Source organism: Streptomyces sp. MMG1533 (genome assembly GCF_001279775.1).
Lineage (GTDB): Bacteria > Actinomycetota > Actinomycetes > Streptomycetales > Streptomycetaceae > Streptomyces.
The window spans coordinates 1-20,902 of record NZ_LGDG01000215.1 but is presented as its reverse complement, the minus strand read 5'-3'; the positions used below and the strand labels follow the sequence as shown (position 1 = coordinate 20,902).

Genomic DNA, 20,902 nt, shown 5'->3' with positions numbered 1-20,902 from the left:
GGACAAGGACTTGTGACGGACGACCTGACGGGCATGCGGTCTCTGTGGGCTTCCCAGCGTTCGGCCAGCCGAACCGGCCGATTCGCCAGCCGGTCATGGAGCAGGCTGAGGGTCACCGCCCTGGTGCACCGGCTGTGGTCTAGTTCTCGGCGCGGAGGTGTTTCGTGACGTCGACGACACCATCGACGCTCTCGGAGAGGCGTACTGCGATGGGGATGAGACTTTCCTGCGGCACGGTGCCGCTGAGCGTCACCCGTCCGTCGGCGACCCGGACGGTGACCTCGCCGGATGGCAGGCCGAGGGTTCGGGTCAGCACATCCGTCGTGATCTCCTCCTGGATGGCGACGTCTCGCCGCAGGAAGACGTGCAGTAGGTCATCACGGCTGACGATGCCCACCAGCCGGCCGACGTCGTCAACGACGGGTAGCCGCTTGACGTGATGGCGGGCCATGGCACGAGCCGCCTCCACGACCGACCACTGGGGCCGCGCCGTGACGGCGGGGCTTGTCATCAACTCCTCGGCGGTCAGCGCGTGGGCCTTGGCGCTTTCTGTGGGTAGCAGATGCGCGGCGGTCAGGTGTCCGCCCGGATCCGCCTGGCTTTCCTGTTTGCGCAGCAGGTCCGCCTCCGACACCACGCCGATCGGGCGGCTTTGATCGTCGACGACGGGCACCGCAGTGATGTCGTGCTCCGTGAGGTGCTGGACGATGTCCTTGAAGCCCATGTCCCGCCGCACACTCACCACGGCCGTGGTCATGAGGTCTCCGACCAGTCGATGCAGCATGTCGCTGCTCCCTCCTCAGGCGCTCGCGGGACAGGTTCTCTCTCCACTGTCCGCCCCTTGGAGAGCGCCTGCATTTCACGCGTCCTGGGCGCACGGGCCGGGCGAACGAGGAGCGCACGCTACTGAACTTGATTGAGTGATGTCGGAGCCGTTTGCCTGACAGCGGCACCACGGCTTCGGTAGCCGTTGGGTGTGAGATACGCGCAGGGCGGTGGGTTGACCGATGCAGGGAGGGCCGCGAGGGAGCGGATCCGGTTGCAGGCCGTGGAACGCTTCGAGGGCGGGGAGAAGAACCGGGAGATCGCTACTGCATTGCGGGTCAGCGAGCGATCGGTGGAGACAGTACGAATCACGTTCAGCGGCTCAGTCCGGCGCGGCTTCCGGCTTCCTGATGCTGCGACCGGGACGTCGACGCCCGCTCTGCCTATCCGTGGGGCGTTTAGCGTCGTCTGAAAACCCCTTGCTCCCCGGTCCGCCTGCTTGGTGGGATGCAGGGACTTCGAGGGCGGGAGGGGACAGCTTGGCGGTGTTCGGGTGTGCGGGCTGCGGTGCGGTCCTGACGGCGGCGGTGTCGGAGGTGGCGTTGCCGATCCACCTGGCCGACACCCACTGGGAGACGCTGCACCCGCCACTGCTGGAGGCCGGCTCCTACGCCGTCGACCCTGCGCCGTACGGGCCGCCGTGGCGGCAGTGGGACGAGGTCGGGGCGCACGAGGCGGCGGAGCGGGGGCGCTTCGCGCCGTTCGGCGCGCTGTCCAACGGACCGTCGGACACCGTCCTCCTCGCGCCCGGCGACATGCGCGGCACCGGGCTGATCCTCGGGCGGGCCGGGGGCTACTGCATGGGGATCGACGGGAGGGACGGGCCCAACCTTGCCTGCCTGGGCTGCGATCTGCTGGTTGGAACGAGGATGGACGACTGCGGGTGCTGGCAGGTCGTCCGGCTCGTCCCGCAGGCGGTAGTGCGGCTGCCCGGCCCGCCGGAGCGGCCGATCATGGATTGGGCGGAGCTGCTGGCGACCGGCGCGCTGTGGCACCGGCTGAGCGAGTACCGGGACATCCCGGCGGGCGTGGCCCTCGCCCAGGTGGTGGTGGCCGCCGGGGGCACGCCGGTCGAGGTGGCGCCCGGGCCGGTCGCGGAGCTCCTCGGCCGGGCACTCGGCGCGCTGCTGCCCGCTGGGGAAGGTGCGAAGCGGCTGGACCTGGCGGGACCGGGATTCGGCGAGCCGACCACTGACCTGGTGCTGGTGCCGGTCCATCCGCAGACCGGAGACATGTGGCAGCCGCGTGCCGGGGCGGTGCCGGTACCTATGGATGCCGCGCTCTGGGCCGAGCTCGCCTTCCCACCACACCGGACCCGGCTGCCGGTGGTCGGCGGGCTGCCGGCAGGTGTGGAGCGGGACGACCCGCTGCCGCAGCACCCGTGGTACCCGTTCCAGCCGTCCGGGGAGGCGTTCCGGTACACGCTCGCGCGGATGCCAGCCGTCAGGGAACCGTGGCTGCGGGCGATCTACGACCGAGGATGCTGACCCGTCAGAGGTAGTGCGGACCCAGACGTTGAGCTCGACGTAGACGGCGTAGTCGTGGACCGAGTCGCAGCTGGGACCAGGACACCCCCTGATCACACATGACTGAACGACATCACGCGTTCAACTTCAGTAGTTGCCTCCGCCGAGAGCGGCGCCGACCCGCGCTCGCGGCCCGGTACCTGTTCTTGCCGCGAGGCCCGAGCACCTCTGCTAAGGGTTGTCCCGTAAATGATCTTCGGGTGTGCGCTGAAGGCCGTCCGGCTATCCGCCGAGGGTGAGGTTGTGCAAGCGGGCGATGCCGAGCATGGCGTTGTGGACGCCGTCGCCTTTGAGGCGGCAGTCTCGGAGTATCTTCCAGGACTTCATCCGGGCGAAGACGTGTCCCACGCGGGCGCGGACCTGTTTGTGCGACTTGTTGTGCGCCACTTTCCAGTCGGGCAGGTCTTCGCCCTTGCGGCGCCGGTGGGGCATGACGAGTCCGGTGCCCGGATAACCGCCGTCGGCAATCGTGGTGGTGCGGCCGACTGCGGCCCTGGCGCCGGATTCCTCCCATGCCTTGCAGTCGTTGCGGTTGCCCGGCAGTGGTCGGCCGACCACAACCACCAGGCGGGTGTCGGCGTCGACGACGACCTGGTGGTTGGTGGAGTACCGGTAATTCTTCGACTGCTCGGCTACCTCGTGGTCGCGGGTGGGCACCAGGATGCCGTCCACGATCAGCACGGAGTCCTTGGCGAACGATCCGGTCCGCCGCGGACTTCGAGACCCCGAACAGCGGGGCCAGCTGGCGCATCGTCAAGTTCGTACGCCAGTAGGCCACGACCAATAGCACCCGGTCCTCCAGGTTCAGACTCCAAGGCCGTCCCCGGCGAACCGTGTCGGCACCCTCACGCCGCAGTGCGGTCACCAACTTGTCGAACTGGCGCGGGCTCAGTCCGGAGAACGGCGTTATCCAAGACGGCTCCGACGCCGTAATCACACCAGCCACGCCGGGTTCGATGGCGAGGGAGTGGGCTCGAGTGACGCCGCGTACGTCGGCGCAGGAACTCAAGGTTCTGCCGCATCGTCCCATCCCCCTGCGCATCGCAGCTTCCGCCTGGCACGATCACCTCATGGACCGGAATCGCCCATACCGAGGCAACCTAATCATGGCCAGGGCGGCATCGGGATGAAGAGGGCATCTGGCGCTGCCTCAGTGTGATGAGTAATCGCTGCAAATGAAGAGCAGTGCTATTTTCCCGGAAACACTTCAAGAAGCCGAGAGACCCGGGGCCAGCCCCCGATCAAAATCGCCGAGACGGCCGCAGTGCCGACCAAGAACCAGGGGCGCAGACTATCTGATACGACACTTTCCGGCATCAAGGCGTTAGCGATCAGTGTTGCAGCCAATGCCGAAAGGATCACTGCTGCGACATGAACGGACTCGCGCAAGGTTGTTCTGGCCTTTGAAACGGGAACGACATCGACCAGAGCTTCTTCATCGAGAAGGGCGCCGATTCTTCCTTTCGCGTACTGTTCGCCGATTTCGGCAAGCATAGCGGAAAGTTTACTGGACGCTACATCCGGGTCACGATCCAATTCTCTCAGCTGCATGCGGAGAGCTCCAGCAACCAAAGAAGCATGGTGCGCCACCGATGCGCGCCGAGGAGATCGACGGGGTATTGTCCCCCTCCGATAGGGCACCCGGAGAATATTTCTCTCCACCCGACAGCAGAACTGATCGATGCGACGAATGGTGGCTACTTTTTTGAGAAGCGCCGGCCGCTGCTGCAAAGTCGCGCAGGCGGAAAGCGCGTGCGCGATGCTTACGTTCAACGCGTACCTGTGGGTCGGTGACCAACGACCGAGGAACACGAGGACGAGAATCGCTATCGCGCCAGAGAGTAATAATCCAAGCGTAATGGCTATCGCTAACGATTTACTCGCGCTCACGGGACCGTCGCTTGCTGCTTCAATTAGGTGGCCGTACCGGTACGCAGAATGAGCCAGCCTCCCGATGCCCATCGAATCGGCGGCATCCGCGACCCATATCAAGGTCGGTCCGAGGGCGCGGAAAACCCCACCTGTTATGCCTATCAGGCCGACCGCTGCGAAGAACGCCGGATCTTCCTTATTGAACCTATGAACCTTCTGAAGCAGGGCCCGAGAGTGCGTTACGTCAATCTCAATATTGAGATCAATTACAGCTCGATTGAGTATTGATGCCGGATTACGTTTATCGCTGTGATTCTCTTTCAACCACCTTATCGGTCTGCCGACAGCGCGTACCACCGTCCGCCCCCTCGATGATGTCTGCACTGAGCCCCCTCGCTGGCGAACGCTGACTCAGGGATGTCCTGCCCGAGCCCACATGATCCTCGTCATCGTCGAACTGGACAACCTGCTGACCAGTAGAAACGGCGAAACCGTAACAGCAGTCGCTACTTCGACGTAAGGGATGTGAGGACTCGTTGCCCGTACCCCACAGCGCGCATCGACCTCGACGGTATCCACCGCAATCCATGGCGTTGAAGCGTGACTCTCACCGCACTTACGACTTCTTGGGGAGTGATCGCTGAGGGTCACCGGAGCAGGATCATCTTGCGAAGCAGTTCGAATCCGGCCCGGCCGTAGAGCTGCCTTTTGATCTTTTTCACCCTGTTCACGGCCCCCTCGGTGCCGCCGGAGCTCCAGTGCACGGTGAGTCCGGCGATCACGGCTTCCAGGTCGGTGGTGAGCCCGTGAGCGAATCCGGTGATCCCGGGGAGCCGTGTGGTGCGGGCGGCACTGATCCAGTCCGGCAGGTCGGCGCCGGTGCGCCGGGCGAGCATCTGAGCGAAGTCCCGTACAAGTCGGTAGGTTTGATCCAGCTCAGGACATGTGTCGAGGACCGCCTTGAGTTGGGTGGTTTCGTCTTCGGTGAGGGTGTCGGGGTGGCGGGTGATCCAGCCGACGACGGTGCGCACGGACGGCCCCGCGGAGGCCGGAGCCGGTGCGTCGGGCCACTCCAGGCGGCTGCGGGCCCAGTCACGCAGACTGCTGTAGGGCACCCGGTGGCCACGGCCGGCGAGTTCTTCGCGCAGTTCCTTGATGGTGATCGCGCCATCGGATTCGTCGATGCGTCCTTGCAGGTAGGGCTGGTGCACGTCAAGGCGGCTGGAACGCGTTCGGCGTCCGGTGACCATGTCCTGCCAGCGGTCCGCCCGTGCGTACCGCTGAACGGTGTGCCGCCCCCAGCCCAGGTGACGGGCGATGGCCCGCAAGCCCATACCCTCGCTCAACAGGCCGTGGACCAGGGCATGCTGGGCCCGCATCCGCTCCGCTCTACGGCCGGTCGGCAGCACGGTGAAGGGCAGCCCGGCTTCGCTGTCGGCGGTCTGCGTGCCGGTGGCCTCACGGTCCGGTGGAGGGACGGCGGTGCCCGCGCGCATCCGCGAACTGACCAACGGGCGTGGCGTGGACGGCCACGGGCGACACCGTGAGCCCGGATTCCGCCACCGCCGGCCTGTCCCTGTTGGTGTACGGCGGTGGCCCTAAGAAGCAGAAGAAGTGATGGATGGGGGAGAGGGGCCACCATCTGCTGTGCGTTCCCCGTCGCCCCTGCGGATAGCATCAGAGGCTCCGGCGTGGCTCCCAGCAGAGGCGACGATCATGGATCCGGCCGCGGTATCTCACCCCGCACCCCTCGTACCCCCCGCAGCGAGCATCAGCCTGCGTCAGTTGCTGATGGCGTTGGGGGACTCGTTGGTGGAGGTGCAGGCCGCTCCCGCGGGGCTGGACGTCGAGATCCGTGGGGTCGCGCTGCTCGATCCCGAGGATCCGCCGACCGCGCAGCCGGGCGAGCTGGTCCTCGTCATCGGTGCCCGCGGCCGGGCCGCTTTTCCCGCGCTGCGGGCCGCCGGGCGGGACGCAGCCGCCGCCGTCGTGGTCAAGCTGGACGGGCCCGGCCAGGCCGAGGCGCTCAGCGAGACCGCTGCCGAGGCGGGGGTCGCCCTGCTCTCACTGCGCGGCGAAGCACGCTGGGAGCAGGTGAACGCGCTGGCCCGGGCCGCCCTCGACGACGCACCGCTCGGCGACCCCGGCAAAGGGGCCGAGGAGGGCGACCTGTTCTCGCTCGCCCAGACCACCGCCATCCTCACCAGCGGCATCGTCAGCATCGAGGACGCCGCCCACCGGGTGCTGGCCTACTCCCGCACCACCGACTCCGACGAGGCGGACGACCTGCGGCGGCGCTCCATCCTCGGCTGGCAGGGACCGGAGGGGTATCTGGCGAAGCTGCGCGAGTGGGGCGTGTTCCAGCACCTGCACTCCAGCGACGAGGTGATCGGTATCGACAGTCATCCGGAGCTGGGAATCCGCCGCCGGCTCGCGGTGGCCATCCGGTCCGGCGACCGGCAGCTGGGCACCATCTGGGTGCAGGAGGGCTCGACTCCGCTGTCCGAACGCTCGCAGCAGGCACTGCTGGGTGCCGCCCGGGTCGCAGCGCTCCATCTCGTACGCCGTCGTCGGGAGCTCTCGGACGACGTGACGCTCACCCGGACCCTCCTGGCCGGACTCCTGGACGGGAGTACCGGACCGCAGCCGCTGGCCACCCATCTGGGATTCGACGCCACCCGCCCGGCCGCCGTGCTGGGCTTCTCCTACGGGACCACCGAGGCGTACGAGACCCCGGAGGTCGTGGCCGCACCGGAGCTGACCCACACCGAGGTCACCAACCTGGTCTCCGTACACATCGCCGCCCGGCACCGCAGCGCCCTGGTCACTCAGGTCGATCCCCGTATCTACGTGCTCCTGCCCCAGCTGCCCCGCGGCATCGACACGGACACGCTGCGCGGCTGGGCCCAGGAGATCACCGACGCCGCGCGCCGCCACCTGGGCCTGCCGCTGCGCGGCTCGGTCGGCTGCCTGGTGCCGAGCCTCGGGGACGTCCCCGACTCACGTCGCGAGGCCGACCGCATCCTCGACGCCATGGTCAGTGCCGGTGTGTCCGCCGCGGTCGCCGCGCTGCCGGACATCCAGGCGGAAGTGCTGGTCAGCGAGCTGCTGACGTTGCTTGCCGCCCACCCCGAGATACGGGATCCACGCCTGACCGCCCTGGTCTCGCACGACCGCCGGCACCGGGGCCGGCTCGCCGAGACCCTCCTGACGTACCTGAACTCCTTCGGTGACATGCGGGCGGCCGCGGCCCAGCTCCATGTGCACCCCAACACGCTGCGCTACCGCCTTCGCCGGGCCGAGGAGCTGACCGGCCTCGATCTCAGTCGACCCGACCAGCGTCTGCTGGCCATGCTCCAACTGCGGCTGCCTCCCACCGGCTGACCCGGTTCCGCATTGGACGGACATACAGCTATCGAGGCCGAGTTTGTTCAGCCTTCACAAACCTGTAGCCCCATGACCCCCCATACGCTTGCGCAAATCCATTTCCGCAAGTGATGCGGCCCACCTCCCACGAGGAGGCGGAACGAAACGCGGACGTGCGGTGACGACCCCGTCACCAGCACGGCATCCGGATACCGCGAACGGCACCATCAACGCTTGCGGGAATCGTCAGTGCCCTGACCGCCCCTCTCCCTACCTCTTCCTGTGCATGCCCGCCCCGCTCGTCCCCGCCACCGAGGCGATCCGGCGATCCGGGCAGCCACGCCCCGCACGGCACTCCCAACCACCCATGGATGTCGACATGACTACACGTCCCCCTGATTCTCCGGCCCAAGAAACCGCTCCGCCCACCAGTGGTCAGCCTCCGGAGCAGCAGGCAGGTCTGCAGGCCGGTCTCAAAAACCGCCATCTGTCCATGATCGCCATCGGCGGGGTGATCGGTGCCGGTCTCTTCGTGGGCTCCGCCTCCGGTATCGCCGCCGCCGGGCCCGGCATCCTGCTGTCCTACGCCCTGGTCGGCGCCCTCGTCGTCTTCGTGATGAGGATGCTGGGCGAGATGGCCGCGGCCAACCCGACCTCCGGCTCCTTCTCCGCCTACGCGGACCGGGCGCTCGGCCGCTGGGCCGGGTTCTCGATCGGCTGGCTGTACTGGTTCTTCTGGGTCGTCGTACTCGCCGTGGAGGCGACCGCAGGCGCCGTGATCCTGGAGGGGTGGGTGCCGGCCGTACCGCAGTGGGCCTGGGCCCTGATCGTGATGATGGTCCTCACCGCCACCAACCTCGCCTCGGTCGGCTCCTTCGGCGAGTTCGAGTTCTGGTTCGCGGGCATCAAGGTCGTCGCCATCACCGGCTTCGTCGTTCTCGGCGGGCTGGCGATCTTCGGAGTGCTGCCCGGCTCCGACCATGCCGCGACGGGATTCGGCAACCTCACCGAGCACGGCGGCTTCCTGCCGAACGGGCCGGGCGCGATCCTCACCGGCATCCTGCTGGTCGTCTTCTCCTTCATGGGCAGCGAGATCGTCACCCTCGCCGCCGGCGAGTCCTCGGACGCGCAGCGGGCGGTGGCCAAGGCCACCCGGAGCGTGATCTGGCGGGTCGGCGTCTTCTACGTCGGCTCCATCCTCGTCGTGGTCAGCCTGCTGCCGTGGAACGACCCCGCGATCGCGGAGAAGGGCTCGTACGTCGCGGCCCTCGACTCGATCGGCATCCCGCACGCCGGCGAGATCATGAACTTCATCGTGCTGACCGCCGTGCTGTCCTGTCTCAACTCCGGTCTCTACACCGCCTCCCGGATGGCCTTCTCCCTCGGGCAGCGCGGCGATGCCCCGCGATCCTTCGTACGGACGAACAAGCGGGGTGTCCCGCAGGCCGCGATCCTGGCCTCCGTGGTCTTCGGCTTCGTCGCGGTCGCCTTCAACTACCTGTGGCCGGACACGGTGTTCCAGTTCCTGCTGAACTCCTCGGGCGCGGTCGCACTCTTCGTGTGGCTGGTCATCTGCTTCTCGCAGCTGCGGATGCGGGGGATCATCCTGCGCGAGAGCCCGGAGAAGCTCGTCGTGCGAATGTGGCTGTTCCCGTATCTGACGTGGGCGACGATCGCGATGATCGCGTTCGTGCTCGTCTACATGCTCACCGACGAGAAGGAAGGCGGCGGCCGGAGCCAGGTGCTGCTCTCGGTGCTCGTCGCCGCCGTGGTCATAGCGATCTCGTTGGTCCGCGAGCGGTCCCGCCGGAAGGACACCGAGAAGGCGGTCGCGCCGCGCTAGCCGCCGCGGACTGCCGTAAGCGGCTGGGATCGGGTGGGCGTGGGGCGTTCTTTCCCCAGGCCCACCCCTTCACGCTGTACGCGGCTGACGGCTTCACGCTTGTACGGCCGCTGACGGCAGAAGTCATCGGCGTCACGGCAGACGACGATGGCCGTCAGGTTGTGGTCGCCGCTGGTGGCGCCGGCGAAGGCGACTTGGTCGTGGCGGTCGGGTTCTTCTCCGGCGCGTTCCGGATGGGCGGGGGCGACGCGCAGCCAGAACGTGGCGTTGGGGAGGTGGTGGCCGAGGCGTTCGGCGGGCAGGTCGACGTCGTGGAAGAGGGTGCCGGAGGTCTCCAGGGCCTGGAGGCGGCGGGGCGGGCGACGCGGGCTGTGGACCAGCCGGTGCGGCTCCACCGTCATGCGCCGATTCCGGGTCTCGTTCAGGCAGGACGCACGGATGGGCCAGCCAGTTCCTCCCCGTAGAGGAAGGGGGTGTACGCCGCCGGAACCGCGCTTTGATCCGAGTCCGAGGTCTGTGCGGGGGCGGTGAGGACCCTTTCCGTCCCGAGGCCGGCTTGTTCACTGCGGCTAGTGCCGCGACCGGATAGGTTCGCCGAGTCGGTGGACGAGCAAGGCCCCTGGCGGGCAGGGGGAGATGGGCGATGAGTGACGACTACCTGACGGTGATTCCGACTGATCCGTACTGGCGGCCCAGTAAGGATGCGGCGGATCGTGCCGCGGCCCTGCTGTCCGCGATGCTTCCCGACGACGACGCCCGCCATGGCCTGGAGGCCAAGTGGCACGACAGCGTCGAAGTGGTCGACTGCGGCGCCAACCTGGAGAAGATCTCCTGCCCGCGGTGCGCAGTTCACACCCGGCTGGTGGGGGGAGGCCGTCTCGGAGCGCTGCAACGAAGGCTTTTCGACGCTCATGGTGACGGTTCCCTGTTGTGACACCGAGACGTCGCTCAACGAGCTGGTGTACGACTGGCCGATGGGGTTCGCGCGGTTCAGGATCGAGGTCCTGTATCCGAACCGGGCATGGCTGACCGACGAGGAACTGTCCTCCCTCACCAACGCGCTCGGACATCCTCTACGACAGATCCTCATCCACATCTAGGTCGTGTCTCCCAACTTCGGTGGGGCATGAAGGACTTCGCCGATGCCCGTAGACTCATGACGTGGCATTCATGAGCACCCCGCACTGCTGCTTCCTGTGATCGGAAGGCATTGAGGGCGATGCCGGACGGCGTCGCCCTCCTTTGTGTGCCTGCTACGTGAACTACGTTCCCGGCGCTGCCCGTTCCTTCCTGGAGCAGTGACTTTCTGCGTGTGCGTGCAGGCACGGTCTCTTCCCCTCACCCTTGCCAGGAGTGCCTCGTGCCCGTGTCGCTTCCCCCTGCCCTCGAACTCTCCCTCGACCTGCTGCGCTGCCCAACGTGCCGCACGCGCCACCTGCACCCCGACCGCGGCGCACTGCGCTGTCCGGTGGGCCACACCTTCGACATCGCCCGCCACGGCTACGCCAGCCTGCTGACGGGCACCCGCGCCACCAGCGGCGACGATGCGGCCATGGTCCAGGCCCGGGGCCGATTCCTCTCCACCGGCGCCTATACGCCCATCCGTAAGGTCGGGGCCCGCCTGGCGGCCGACGCCGTGTCTGAGCGGGCCACTGTTGTGGACGTGGGCTGCGGCACGGGCTACTACCTGGCCGGCGTACTCGACCAGTTGCCCGGCGCCCGTGGTCTGGGTCTGGACACATCGGTGCACGCGCTGCGCTCTGCAGCCCGTGCCCACGACCGGGCCGCCGCAGTGGCCTGGGACATTTTCCGTCCCTTCCCGCTGGCCGACGGGGTGGCCGATGTCGTGCTGGACGTGTTCGCCCCGCGCAACCCGGCCGAGTTCCACCGCGTGTTGCGCCCGACCGGCCGGTTGATCGTGGTCCGTCCCACCGGGCGGCACCTGGCCGAGTTGCGCGGCCGGTTGCCTGCGATGGTCACGATCGACCCGACCAAGGAACAGCGCCTGCACCGGGCGCTGGACCCCTTCTTCGAGGCCGCCGTCACCGAACAGGTGGAGTATCCCGTGACCCTGACGAGGCCGGGTGCCCTGGACCTGGTAGCGATGACGCCGAGCGCGCGCCACGTGAGCCATGCTGACCTGAACGAAGACGGCTTCCTGCCCACTCAGGTCACCGTCTCCGTGCTGGCCACCGCCTACCGGCCTCGGTGACCACGAGCGGGCGCATGCGTCTGCCGACTCGCGATCGTTTGTCGCTCTGCGGCCGTGCCGGCGGCGGTCATCGCCTGGCCACGGACTGTGCATCCGTGACGGTCGAGTCATGGGCGGGGTTCTCCACCGTCCCCGCCCCGCGCACGGCCGTCGCCCTGGCCGCCCGCCACCGCAGCGCCGACGCCGCCCTCGGACGGGTCCGCGACGCCATCATCCGGCTCCGCCGCGAGAGGACCCAGGTCAGTGTCGCCGCCGTTGCCCGCCGTGCCAACGTGTCCCGCACATTCCTCTACGACCACCCCGACGCCAGAGCCGCAGTCGCCGCCGTGATGGCCGAAGCCGGAGAACGACGGACCCAGATGGTCACCGACCAGGACGAGGCACACGAGGCGACCTGGCGCGAGCGGGCCTTGAACGCCGAGGACGCCCTCAGGGCCGCCCACGCCGAGATCATCGCCCAGCAGCGCACCCGCAACGGCGAACTCCTCCGCCAGGTAGGCGACTTGGAAGCCGAGTGGACCCAGGAGGCAAACCAGCGGATCACCACCGAGAACACGACCCTCAAGCAGCGCGCCATCCAATCGGAGACGCGTCGGCCCTCGACCGGCGCCCCGATCGACAGCCGCCCCGGGCCCTCTGACAGTCACTCGGATGAGCGATACCGATGGGCACCCATCCACCGTCGCGGACCTGCAGTCTATGAATCACCGCAGTTCAGAGCCGGTATCCGAGCTCCTGCAGTCGGTAAAGTCGACGAGCTTCACAATCTCGACATCGGTACACGGGCCGGCGCCGAGGCATCCGACCAGATCAAGTACCTCTCGGAACGCATCCCGGGCCCGCAACGAGAAACGGACCGCGTGACCGCCGGACTGCGGGCTCTGCCGCTTGCCCCGCCACCCGTTCACGGCGAGACGATCGGCTCCTACCTGAACCGGCTCGTCGACGCCAACCACCTCACCATCGGGCACCTCACGTCTTTGATCGGCCCGTCGCGTCAGCACCGCCGTGACGAACCGAGTCGGCTACGGGACCTCTGAGAGGCTGGTGCGACTCGCCGCCCTGACCAGCCGGAGTCCGGCCTCCCTGATCCACGCGATGCGCCCGCTCGGCACGATCGGCGACCCCATCCGGCGGCTGCCGCCGTCCGCCACCGAGGAGGTCATCGAGCCGCGGCGCCGCCCGGCCTGCCGCCCCTGCGCGGTCCGCCGGCGCATCCGCGGTCTCGTTGTCCGCAGCACTCCTCACCATGAAGGTGTCTGCCACGGGCATCACCGCCGGCTTCTCGGAGACGAGCAGCACAGCCTCACGCCGCTGTCCGAGGTTCTTCGGGCCAGCCGCCAACATCAGCGGATCGTCTGCCGGGAATCCCACTCCTCCACCGCGCTGGCCTCCCTCGACGCCCGCGACCGCCTGGTCCAGTGGTTCGCCAAGGGGGTCAGCAGCCCGCCGCTTCGGCAGCGTTGGCACCGCCAGCTCGATGTGTGGGCGAGGACCCGCTCGGTGGTCCCCACCGCCTCATCGCCCCTCCGAGGCCCGGATCGAGCTGGTCACCTATCCCGAAGCCGTCGTTCTCACCGGCCTGTTCGCCTCGCCTCACGGTCGAGACCACCCCCAGCTGCCGACCGAGGCGGCCCAACGTGTCGGTATCGATCCCACCAACTCCCGTCGGACCTGGTCCGGAAACGGCCTCAGCGAACAAATAAACGGTTGCCTGTTGGCGATGTCGGTGGATGCAATGTCCGGCATGGTCACCCAGGTGCGCCCGCCACGGCGAGATGAGATGAACGCGTACTTCCGGGCCTTGCCACCCTGCGATCCGGGCGAACCGCGACCGAATCGTCACACGGGAGACGCCAACGCATGAATGCGCCACCATCGCCACCTGGAGCGGAGCGGACTGACGGATCATCCGTCCAGATCGGCGCACTCGTTCCGCTGACTCGGCCTGGCTGGGTCGAGGCAGGCCAACACTTGCTCGCTGGACTCGAGCTGGCCGTTCGCGAAGTCAATGACGCCGGCGGGATCGTCGGAAGACCACTCGAACTGGTGGTCCGAGACACCGCGGCTGATCCGCAGAGGGCCTCGGCGGCCGTGGATGAATTGGCTCGCCTGGGCGTGGCTGCCTTGGCGGGGGAGTATCACAGCGTCGTCGCTCGCGCCGCTGCCGCCCGGGCCGACGTCCTCGGCCTGCCGTTCCTCTGCTCGTCAGCGGTTCTCGACGCGCTGACCGAACAGCCGACGGAATGGGTCGCGCGCCTCTCCCCGCCGCAGTCGCGCGGCTGGCAGGTCTACGCGGACTTCCTCCTCGGCGCGGGCCACAGCCGAATCGCCGTAGCGACCCAGCCGAGTGTCTACTGGGCATCTGGGGCCCGCATTCTGTGGGACTACCTCGCCCCGCGCGGCGGCACCGTCATCGAACTCGACATGCGCGCGCTCACCCCCACGGCGGTGTGCAACGCACTCGTCGACAATCGCGCGTCAGCCCTCCTTCTTCTGGTCGGCCACCCGGAGCCGGCCGTGCCGATCGTCAAGTCCGTCCGCCGCGACCGGCGCCTCGCCGAGATCATGATCGGTGCTCCGGCCGGGCAACCGGAGTTCGCCGAATGGGCGACGTTGCTGGGCGACGACAGCGCCGCGATTTCGTTCCTGCGCTACCTGCCCGAGCGCCTCAGCCCACTCGGTGCACGAGTCGAGAAGGCCCTGCGCGAGCGGCTGGCCGAAGCGCCCTCCTTCGTCGCCTTCGAGGGCTACGACACGGTCGCCGTCCTCGCCGATGTGCTGCGTTCTCATGGCGCGGACCGGGCGCGTACTGCCGAAGCCTGGCCGCGCGTTGCAGTCGAAGGCACCCGCGGGCAGATCCGGTTCTCCCGCACGCCAGGCATCAGCGTCTGGCAATGGGCTTCGACGCCGGTCCAAGTCGTTGATCGAGATCCTGCGGAACCCGATCGCTTTCGGATCCTTCACGCCGGCTGAGAGACAGCCCAGAGGAGGCCAGCAGTCGGACCGGCATCAAGATCAATCTCAGCGCCAACCACGGTTTCATCGATCAGAGAGGCCGGCGGGACATGGAGCCGATACGCCGCTGGCGGTCACACGCGACCAACAGGCTGAGTTCCTCGGCGAACCGCGAAAGTTGAACAGGTCCCGGTGTCCTTGCTCAGACACCAGCCGCAGTACGCCTTGAAATGGTCCGTCTCGCTCCGAGATGGGAGCGGGGCCTATGCGGGAGAGGGCCAGCGCACGTTGGATGTCAGAACACGGTCGAGCGCCGCCCGGCCTGCGGGTCCCCATGTCGGCTTGCCGCCGGGAAGGCCCTGTTCCCCGTTCTGTCCCATGAGGATGAGGAAGAGGCTTTTCAGAGCAGCCAACCCTCGGGCGCGCCGGACCGTCGCCTCGTCCGCATGCGCGTACACCTCGAAGAACCGTGAGCCCGCGCCTGCGGGAAGCAGCACCCACGCGGCGGCCAGGTCCCACGCCGGATCTCCGGCGAACATCGCATCGAAATCAATCACGCCCGAGAGCGTCCCGTCCGAGACGACGACATTCGCGGGATGGAGGTCACCGTGCAGCCATACCGGCGGGCCCTCCCACTCGGGGGCCGCAACGGCATCGTCCCAGACGTCCCAGACGGCCCGGACGTCGGCGGCAAAGCCGCCGGGGGCAATGGCTTGCAAGAACTTCTCGAAGCCGCCCGTGCACTTCTTGGGGTGAGCGCCGCGGTCCGAACTGGACGGCGCCTCAGCGGGCGCCTCCACATGGAGCGCCCTGAGGAAACCCGCCAGAGTGTCGGCCGCGTGGTCGCCGCGACTGATCGAGGTGGAGTCCAGTGGCTCTCCGCGAACCCACGTCATGATGCTCCATGGCCTCGGAAAGCGCTCGGACGGTTCGCCTATCCGCACAGGCGTCGGAACCGGGAGCGGAAGACGCGGGGCCAGGACGGGCAGCCACCGGCACTCCTTGCGCAGGAGATCCGGGGCCCCTTCCGTGCGCGGCATGCGCACGGCCAACTCATCCCCAAGGCGCCACATCTGGTTGCCCCAGCCGCCCGCTACCTCGCGGATGGGCAGCCCCGCGAGGTCCGGATGCTGGTCCTTGAGAAGATCGTGCACCAGCTCTGCGGTGATCTCGATCTCGGAGTCGGTCATGCGAAGCCACAGTACGTGAGACAGGCGGAGCGGACACTCACTCTCCGGAATGCCCGCCGCCACGCCCGTTCCGTCAGCGGGCCTCTCCAGAGCAAAAGGACGCCACGCCACCTGCGAGCCTATCGCGGCTGGTATCTGACTCAGGACATCAGGGCCGGGGTGGAGCCGATACGCAGCCAGCGACTACAAACAGTCACCAACAGGCTGGGTTCCTCGGTGAACCGGCGACAGTTGCATACGAGAGCACACCAGTACCAAGGCCGTAGACCGAACGTTACGGCTGCGGTGGCTGAGGCCGGGTGGGCAGCAGCCGGACCGTCGGAGGGACCGTCGGGGCGGGCGCTGCCCAGTTGCCCGCCGCGCCGGCGGTTCTCCGGGGTGAGCTGGTTGACCGCGCGGACGGCGTCGGGGTGCCGGCCGGGGGAGGCTGGGCCATGGCGCGACCGGTGGCCGAGCCTGCGCGGTCGCGCAGCCGAATATCGCGTGCGCTGCCGTCGGCGGGCGTAGCAGACTCCCGGCATGGTCGACATGCGCATGTTCCGGGACGAGGTCACAGGCTGGGCGGGCGGTGGCTCCGGCGCGCCGGCGAGGGAGCTGGCGGAGCTCCTGGGGGTGCACACGGCGGTCCTGCTGGAAGGGCTGAGCGACCTCGCGGCCGTCGAGGCGCTGGCCGCGGGGCGGGGTCGTGACCTGGCGGCCGAGGGGGTGTGCGTGGTGCCGATGGGCGGGGCGATGAGCGTCGGCCGCTACGCAGGGCTCCTCGGGACGTCCGGCCTCGGTCTGCGCCTGACCGGTCTGTGCGACGAGCGCGAGAAACCCTTCTTCGACCGGGCCTTCAACCCGGCCCGGGCGCCGCGCCCGGGCGTCTTCGTCTGTACGGCGGATCTGGAGGACGAGCTCATCCGCGCGCTGGGCCCGGCGCGGGTCGAGGAGATCGTCCAGGCCGAGGGGGAACTGCGCGCCTGGCAGACCTTCGTACGGCAGCCCGCCCAGCAGGGCCGGCTCCGGCACCAGCAACTGCGGCGCTTCATCGGCACGAAGAAGGGCCGCAAGATCCGCTATGGCCGCCTCCTGGTCGAAGCCCTCGCCCCCGACCAGGTGCCCGCCCCGCTGGACGACCTCCTCGCCGGCCTGTGATGGCCTGTCCCCGCAGGCAGGCACGCCGGGGCTGAGCGGTCGTCCCAGTCGGATCGGCGGAGCCGTGGTTCGGGTGGCCTCCGGCCCTGCTGCGCATCAGCGTTTGGTGGTGTGGTCCAGGATTCCTGCTGGCTGCTGGCTGCTGGCTGGTGGCCGGTCGTGCTGGGGATGCCGGTCGCCATCGGGGCGCTGGGCTGCTGGGCTGCTGGGCTCTGTGGCGGATGCGGCTGTAGTTCGTCTCGACCTGGTGCGCGGCGGCGGCCATGTGCTCCGGGGTGCCGTACGGATGGGTTTGCGCGCGGCTGGAGTCCGGGGCGGCGGGACACCCCGGACCTCATGAAACAGCGGCCAGTTGTGGCCGCCCGTTGACATATTACTGAAACGTAACCTTCCACCTGCTACCGCCGGTAACACCCTGCCCGCTACGCTCCTGACAATCCGTCTAAGAGCGGCAAGGGAAGCAGCGGTTGGACGACCGGGCCTCCTCGCCGCCGCATCCGCTCCATCGGATCGTCAACCGACCGAGCCGCACACGAAGCTCGGCCCTCCCTTCTCTCCGGAGGTCCGCCATGCCCGCACATGCCCGCATCGTGGCAGCAACCGTCACCGCTGCCGCCTGCCTCGGAGCCACGGCCGTCCCGGCCACCGCCGCGAACACGGACACCGGCACCGTGGTCTCGCGCGGCGTCACCATCCCCGCGTTCTACAACCCGCCTGCCGACCTACCGTCCGCCGACGGCGCGCTGGTCCGCAGCGAGCCCCTCCCGCTCGCCCTGAGCCTGCCGGGCGTCGTCGGCCCGTTGCCCGGCAAGGCCACCCGTCTGATGTACAAGTCCACGGACTCCAACGGTGTCCCCGTCGCGGTCACCGGCGCCTACATCGAACCGAGCGCCGCCTGGGAGGGCGCAGGCGCGCGGCCGTTGGTGGCCGTCGCGCCCGGCACCATGGGACAGGGCGACCAGTGCGCCGCCTCACTCGGCCTCGAGCACCCTCTCCAGTTCAACGGGGAGACCGTCTCCATCGGCTACGAAGACCTGGCCATCTACCGTCTGCTCGCCAGAGGCGTCGCCGTCGTGGTCACCGACTACGCCGGGCTCGGCACCACGGACCGGCTCCATACGTACGTCAACCGTGTCGACGAGGCCCACGCCGTCCTGGACGCCGTCCGCGCGGCCCGTTCCCTGAGTGGGGCATCGGTCACCGCCGACTCACGCGTGGCGCTGTACGGCTACAGCCAGGGCGGCGGCGCCACCGCGGCCGCCGCCGAGCTCCAAGCCGTCTACGCCCCCGACATCACCCTCGCCGGTACGTACTCCGGAGCGCCGCCCGCCGACCTGGCCGACGTCACCAAGGCCATCGACGGCAGCGACCTCGCCGGAGCACTGGGCTGGTCGGTCAACGGCTTTCTGCAGTCCGACCCGGCCCTGCGGCCGATCGCCGACGCCCACCTCAACGCGGCGGGCCGCGCGGCCCTCACCGACCTGTCCACCATGTGCGTCGGGGACGCGCTGTTCGCCTACAACTCCGCGCACAGTACGGACTGGACCACCGACGGGCGGCCCATCAGCGACATCATCGCGGCCGAACCCGCCCTCCGTGCGTTCCTCGCCGAACAGCGCATCGGCACGCTCCGGCCGTCCGGTCCGGTCCGCCTGGCAACGGGCACCAGCGACAACCTCGTGCCCCACGCGCAGTCCCGCCAGTTGGCCGTGGACTGGTGCGGCAAAGGCGCCGATGTCACCTACAAGCCCGTGGTCCTGCCCGACGTGGGCCGCGCGCTGATCAACCACTTCGCGCCCCTGCTCACCGATCAGGAGGAGGCCATCTCCTGGCTCACCGATCGCCTCACCGGCGAGCCCGCCACGTCCAACTGCGCCGGCCTGCCCCTGCAGCCCTGAGGACCGGGCACATTCGGATCACCTCGCACGCCGCGGTACGCCGAAAGGGCCGCCGAGTGCGGCCTGCTCGGCATACCGCCCGGGCCGTCGCGGGGGAGGAGGCCGGGGTGGGCGCGGTGTCGGCGTACAACCTCTTGGCCCTCTGGAACGTGGCCCTGGCCGCATCAGCCACAACGCGTCCGTGGTTCCTCTCCCCAGGCCACAAGCCTCCCCAAGACAGCGAGGCTGATCCAAGTCTGACGAGTCGACAAGCACAACCCAACCTACGGCGTGAAGTGGCCCAAGGCCGTCAAGAAGATCACCGACGACGTGGACGAGCTGATGGCGTTCTACGACTTCCCGGCCGAGCACTGGGTTCACCTGCGCACAACGAATCCCATCGAATCGACCTTCGCGACGGTACGGCTGCGGACCAAGGTCACCAAGGGCGCCGGCAGCGCGGCCGCCGCGCTTGCCATGGTCTTCAAGCTCGTCGAGTCCGCCCAGGCGCGCTGGCGAGCGGTCAACGCACCCCAACTCGTCGCCCTCGTCCGCGCCGGAGCCCGCTTCGAACGCGGCCACCTCGTCGAACGCCCCGAGACCGTGGCAGCGTGACCACCTTTCCCGAAACGCCGATGGAGGCATCCGCCGTGTCCGATCTCGACAGCCAGACCGCTTACTGGGACGCCTCCGCCACGACGAAGCGATTCACGCACCCGCTGCACACACCGTGGCTGGACAACGTCAAACGAAACGCCGCGATCCTCGACTACGACTGCGGCTACGGCCGAACCCTGGACGCGCTGGAACAGCAGGGCTTTGACAACGAAGCGGCCATCTCCTGGCAGGTCATCGGCCCTTGCCCGAGCCGGGCCCGGTCCGCGAGCGCGGTGAGGATGCGCTGGTAGTCCACCGACAACGCCGACCACGCAAGCCCGGAACGCCACACCGGCACCTGCGATTTCGTCTTCGCCGCTTCCGGCGTCGGCGATACCTCCTCGGCCTGCCCGTCGGCGGCCGGTGCTGTCCGGTCGGCCCGGTCGTGGCCATGCCCGGTCTCATCCGCCGGGGCAAGCACCTCGCCCACCCGTGAGCGAGCGATGGCCCATTCCTTCCAGTCCCGCTCCGCCACGGCCAGTTCAGCCTGGATGCGGTCGGCCTCCTCCCGCAGCTCGTCCACGCGACGGCGAGCGACGAGCTCGCGCTGTTCCAGCAGCCCCACGACCGACGGCATCCATGACCTCCACAGCAGCGGCGACAGAACAGGCCACCACTCCCACAGGATCGCCGACCCTATGCCTGACCAGCGGAAACGTTGTCCTCAGCTCGGAAAGACAACAGCTTCTCACGCCGCCATGTGTGGCCGTGACCTGTTCGGCCAAGTCGTGCACGGTGACTGCCGCAGCGCCGTCGGGACGGGCACAGCCACCGTCTGCTGCTGAATCAGCGGTCGTGTGGTCCGGCCGCGGCGGCTGGCGAAGACGTAAAGGCGCAGGACGATGAAGCGGGCTGTGCCGGCGAGGCCGGAGGCGCCGAGGTAGACGATCTGCTCAGTCAGCATGCCGGGTAAGGGCTGCACGACATGCAAAACGTAAACGGCGACGCTGGTCGCCACGTAGGCGGCGGTTGCCGAACCCGCGGACTGCCAGTGCTCTCGCCAACCGGCGCTGCGCCCTTTGGCGAAGGTGAAGCGGGCGTGGAGTTCGGTGCACAGCAGAGTGGAGGCGACGGTGATGATCGCGTTCGAGACCGCCCAGGGCATGGTCATGGCCAACAGCGGTACCGCGAAGCTGGAGAGGACTCCGATGCCACCTCCGAAGATCACAAACCGTATGAAGGAGGCGATGGGGCCAGGGGTGGCCAAAGTCGCCATCTCGGGCTTCTGTGCGAGCGGCGACTTCATGGTGGGTGCTCCTCAGAGGCTGCGGGCGGTGATGTTGCCGTGGGCGGTGGTGGCGTGGATGTCGAGCTGGGCGGTGGCGCCGTCGGTGTTCAGGAGGGCGTTGTGGATCCGGCCGTGGGTGGTGCCGGCGTCCAGGGCGGCGGAGACTCCGCGGGCGGCGCCGATCGAGATGTCGCCGGATTCGGTGCGCAGT

General features: G+C 68.5%; 17 protein-coding genes and 5 pseudogenes. 12 read left to right on the top strand and 10 right to left on the bottom strand.

The features are described from left to right. Positions 1-139: 139 nt before the first annotated feature. A complete protein-coding gene (locus tag ADK57_RS22760) occupies positions 140-784 on the bottom strand; it encodes a CBS domain-containing protein (protein WP_053751370.1) in 645 nt (214 codons plus the stop codon). Between the two features lie 192 nt (positions 785-976). Between ADK57_RS22760 and ADK57_RS52520 the strand changes: the two are divergent. Together ADK57_RS52520 and ADK57_RS22755 are read left to right on the top strand one after the other, a co-directional pair. Then, positions 977-1,132, top strand: a pseudogene (locus ADK57_RS52520) (helix-turn-helix domain-containing protein); the annotation flags it as partial. A 172-nt stretch (positions 1,133-1,304) separates the two neighbouring features. Beyond that, on the top strand, positions 1,305-2,312 hold the full coding sequence (locus ADK57_RS22755; RefSeq protein ID WP_053751369.1) for a hypothetical protein: 1,008 nt from the start codon (positions 1,305-1,307) through the stop codon (positions 2,310-2,312). Positions 2,313-2,573: 261 nt separating this feature from the next. On the opposite strand, the pseudogene ADK57_RS22750 reads toward ADK57_RS22755, so the two are convergent. From ADK57_RS22750 to ADK57_RS22745, 3 genes and pseudogenes are all read right to left on the bottom strand, one after another. Continuing rightward, a pseudogene (locus ADK57_RS22750) lies at positions 2,574-3,297 on the bottom strand (transposase). Positions 3,298-3,539: 242 nt separating this feature from the next. Then, positions 3,540-4,547, bottom strand: coding sequence for a hypothetical protein (locus ADK57_RS50020; protein ID WP_159050127.1), 1,008 nt, complete (start codon positions 4,545-4,547; stop codon positions 3,540-3,542). A 323-nt stretch (positions 4,548-4,870) separates the two neighbouring features. Then, positions 4,871-5,719: a transposase gene (locus tag ADK57_RS22745; protein ID WP_159050126.1), complete on the bottom strand. Its 849-nt coding sequence runs from the start codon at positions 5,717-5,719 to the stop codon at positions 4,871-4,873. A 295-nt stretch (positions 5,720-6,014) separates the two neighbouring features. Between ADK57_RS22745 and ADK57_RS22740 the strand changes: the two genes are divergently transcribed. Then, positions 6,015-7,607 (top strand): PucR family transcriptional regulator, encoded by a 1,593-nt coding sequence (locus tag ADK57_RS22740; protein WP_078973277.1) that lies wholly within the window; start codon positions 6,015-6,017, stop codon positions 7,605-7,607. A 361-nt stretch (positions 7,608-7,968) separates the two neighbouring features. Beyond that, positions 7,969-9,432: an amino acid permease gene (locus ADK57_RS22735; protein ID WP_053751366.1), complete on the top strand. Its 1,464-nt coding sequence runs from the start codon at positions 7,969-7,971 to the stop codon at positions 9,430-9,432. Here ADK57_RS22735 and ADK57_RS50565 read toward each other — a convergent pair. Further along, positions 9,429-9,833: a hypothetical protein gene (locus tag ADK57_RS50565; protein ID WP_053751365.1), complete on the bottom strand. Its 405-nt coding sequence runs from the start codon at positions 9,831-9,833 to the stop codon at positions 9,429-9,431. The genes ADK57_RS22735 and ADK57_RS50565 overlap by 4 nt on opposite strands. Positions 9,834-10,075: 242 nt before the next feature. Here ADK57_RS50565 and ADK57_RS51360 point away from each other — a divergent pair, with 242 nt between their 5' ends. The 4 genes from ADK57_RS51360 to ADK57_RS51350 all read left to right on the top strand — a co-directional run bounded on the left by ADK57_RS51360 (position 10,076) and on the right by ADK57_RS51350 (position 12,684). Further along, the gene (locus ADK57_RS51360; protein ID WP_053751364.1) at positions 10,076-10,366 is read left to right on the top strand and encodes a hypothetical protein; all 291 of its coding nucleotides are present in this window, start codon (positions 10,076-10,078) and stop codon (positions 10,364-10,366) included. After that, complete coding sequence (locus ADK57_RS51355; RefSeq protein ID WP_053751363.1) at positions 10,344-10,532, top strand: hypothetical protein; 189 nt, start codon at positions 10,344-10,346, stop codon at positions 10,530-10,532. Before ADK57_RS51360 ends, ADK57_RS51355 begins: the two co-directional genes overlap by 23 nt. A 260-nt stretch (positions 10,533-10,792) precedes the next feature. Continuing rightward, entirely contained in the window at positions 10,793-11,644 is an 852-nt protein-coding gene (locus ADK57_RS22715) for a putative RNA methyltransferase (protein ID WP_053751362.1), read from the top strand. Between the two features lie 95 nt (positions 11,645-11,739). Then, entirely contained in the window at positions 11,740-12,684 is a 945-nt protein-coding gene (locus ADK57_RS51350) for a DUF6262 family protein (RefSeq protein WP_234390372.1), read from the top strand. On the opposite strand, the gene ADK57_RS50560 is transcribed toward ADK57_RS51350, so the two are convergent. After that, the gene (locus ADK57_RS50560) at positions 12,670-12,861 is read right to left on the bottom strand and encodes a hypothetical protein (protein WP_053751361.1); all 192 of its coding nucleotides are present in this window, start codon (positions 12,859-12,861) and stop codon (positions 12,670-12,672) included. The two genes, ADK57_RS51350 and ADK57_RS50560, sit on opposite strands and share 15 nt — an antisense overlap. Before the next feature lie 646 nt (positions 12,862-13,507). Between ADK57_RS50560 and ADK57_RS22700 the strand changes: the two genes are divergently transcribed. Further along, on the top strand, positions 13,508-14,620 hold the full coding sequence (locus tag ADK57_RS22700; protein WP_053751360.1) for an ABC transporter substrate-binding protein: 1,113 nt from the start codon (positions 13,508-13,510) through the stop codon (positions 14,618-14,620). A gap of 245 nt (positions 14,621-14,865) precedes the next feature. On the opposite strand, the gene ADK57_RS22695 is transcribed toward ADK57_RS22700, so the two are convergent. After that, the gene (locus ADK57_RS22695) at positions 14,866-15,792 is read right to left on the bottom strand and encodes an aminoglycoside phosphotransferase family protein (protein WP_053751420.1); all 927 of its coding nucleotides are present in this window, start codon (positions 15,790-15,792) and stop codon (positions 14,866-14,868) included. 519 nt (positions 15,793-16,311) lie between these two features. Here ADK57_RS22695 and ADK57_RS22690 point away from each other — a divergent pair. The 3 genes and pseudogenes from ADK57_RS22690 to ADK57_RS22680 all read left to right on the top strand — a co-directional run. After that, entirely contained in the window at positions 16,312-16,929 is a 618-nt protein-coding gene (locus ADK57_RS22690) for a TOPRIM nucleotidyl transferase/hydrolase domain-containing protein (RefSeq protein WP_053751359.1), read from the top strand. A 569-nt stretch (positions 16,930-17,498) separates the two neighbouring features. Continuing rightward, the gene (locus ADK57_RS22685; RefSeq protein ID WP_053751358.1) at positions 17,499-18,827 is read left to right on the top strand and encodes a lipase family protein; all 1,329 of its coding nucleotides are present in this window, start codon (positions 17,499-17,501) and stop codon (positions 18,825-18,827) included. 264 nt (positions 18,828-19,091) lie between these two features. After that, positions 19,092-19,421: pseudogene (locus ADK57_RS22680) on the top strand (transposase); the annotation flags it as partial. Between the two features lie 214 nt (positions 19,422-19,635). Here ADK57_RS22680 and ADK57_RS22675 read toward each other — a convergent pair. The 3 genes and pseudogenes from ADK57_RS22675 to ADK57_RS22665 form a co-directional block, all read right to left on the bottom strand. Next, a pseudogene (locus ADK57_RS22675) lies at positions 19,636-20,040 on the bottom strand (hypothetical protein); the annotation flags it as partial. Between the two features lie 111 nt (positions 20,041-20,151). After that, the gene (locus ADK57_RS22670; protein WP_078973276.1) at positions 20,152-20,709 is read right to left on the bottom strand and encodes a GtrA family protein; all 558 of its coding nucleotides are present in this window, start codon (positions 20,707-20,709) and stop codon (positions 20,152-20,154) included. A 12-nt stretch (positions 20,710-20,721) separates the two neighbouring features. Next, positions 20,722-20,902 (bottom strand): annotated as a pseudogene (locus ADK57_RS22665) (hypothetical protein); the annotation flags it as partial.

Coding starts and splice junctions, on each gene's coding strand:
- ADK57_RS22745 (WP_159050126.1), bottom strand. CDS start 5,719: ATGCGCGCGGGCACCGCCGTCCCTCCACCGGACCGTGAGGCCACCGGC.
- ADK57_RS50560 (WP_053751361.1), bottom strand. CDS start 12,861: ATGCGCCGGCGGACCGCGCAGGGGCGGCAGGCCGGGCGGCGCCGCGGC.
- ADK57_RS51360 (WP_053751364.1), top strand. CDS start 10,076: ATGAGTGACGACTACCTGACGGTGATTCCGACTGATCCGTACTGGCGG.
- ADK57_RS22760 (WP_053751370.1), bottom strand. CDS start 784: ATGCTGCATCGACTGGTCGGAGACCTCATGACCACGGCCGTGGTGAGT.
- ADK57_RS51355 (WP_053751363.1), top strand. CDS start 10,344: ATGGTGACGGTTCCCTGTTGTGACACCGAGACGTCGCTCAACGAGCTG.
- ADK57_RS22685 (WP_053751358.1), top strand. CDS start 17,499: ATGCCCGCACATGCCCGCATCGTGGCAGCAACCGTCACCGCTGCCGCC.
- ADK57_RS22695 (WP_053751420.1), bottom strand. CDS start 15,792: ATGACCGACTCCGAGATCGAGATCACCGCAGAGCTGGTGCACGATCTT.
- ADK57_RS50565 (WP_053751365.1), bottom strand. CDS start 9,833: ATGACGGTGGAGCCGCACCGGCTGGTCCACAGCCCGCGTCGCCCGCCC.
- ADK57_RS22690 (WP_053751359.1), top strand. CDS start 16,312: ATGGTCGACATGCGCATGTTCCGGGACGAGGTCACAGGCTGGGCGGGC.
- ADK57_RS22740 (WP_078973277.1), top strand. CDS start 6,015: ATGGCGTTGGGGGACTCGTTGGTGGAGGTGCAGGCCGCTCCCGCGGGG.
- ADK57_RS22735 (WP_053751366.1), top strand. CDS start 7,969: ATGACTACACGTCCCCCTGATTCTCCGGCCCAAGAAACCGCTCCGCCC.
- ADK57_RS22670 (WP_078973276.1), bottom strand. CDS start 20,709: ATGAAGTCGCCGCTCGCACAGAAGCCCGAGATGGCGACTTTGGCCACC.
- ADK57_RS22700 (WP_053751360.1), top strand. CDS start 13,508: ATGAATGCGCCACCATCGCCACCTGGAGCGGAGCGGACTGACGGATCA.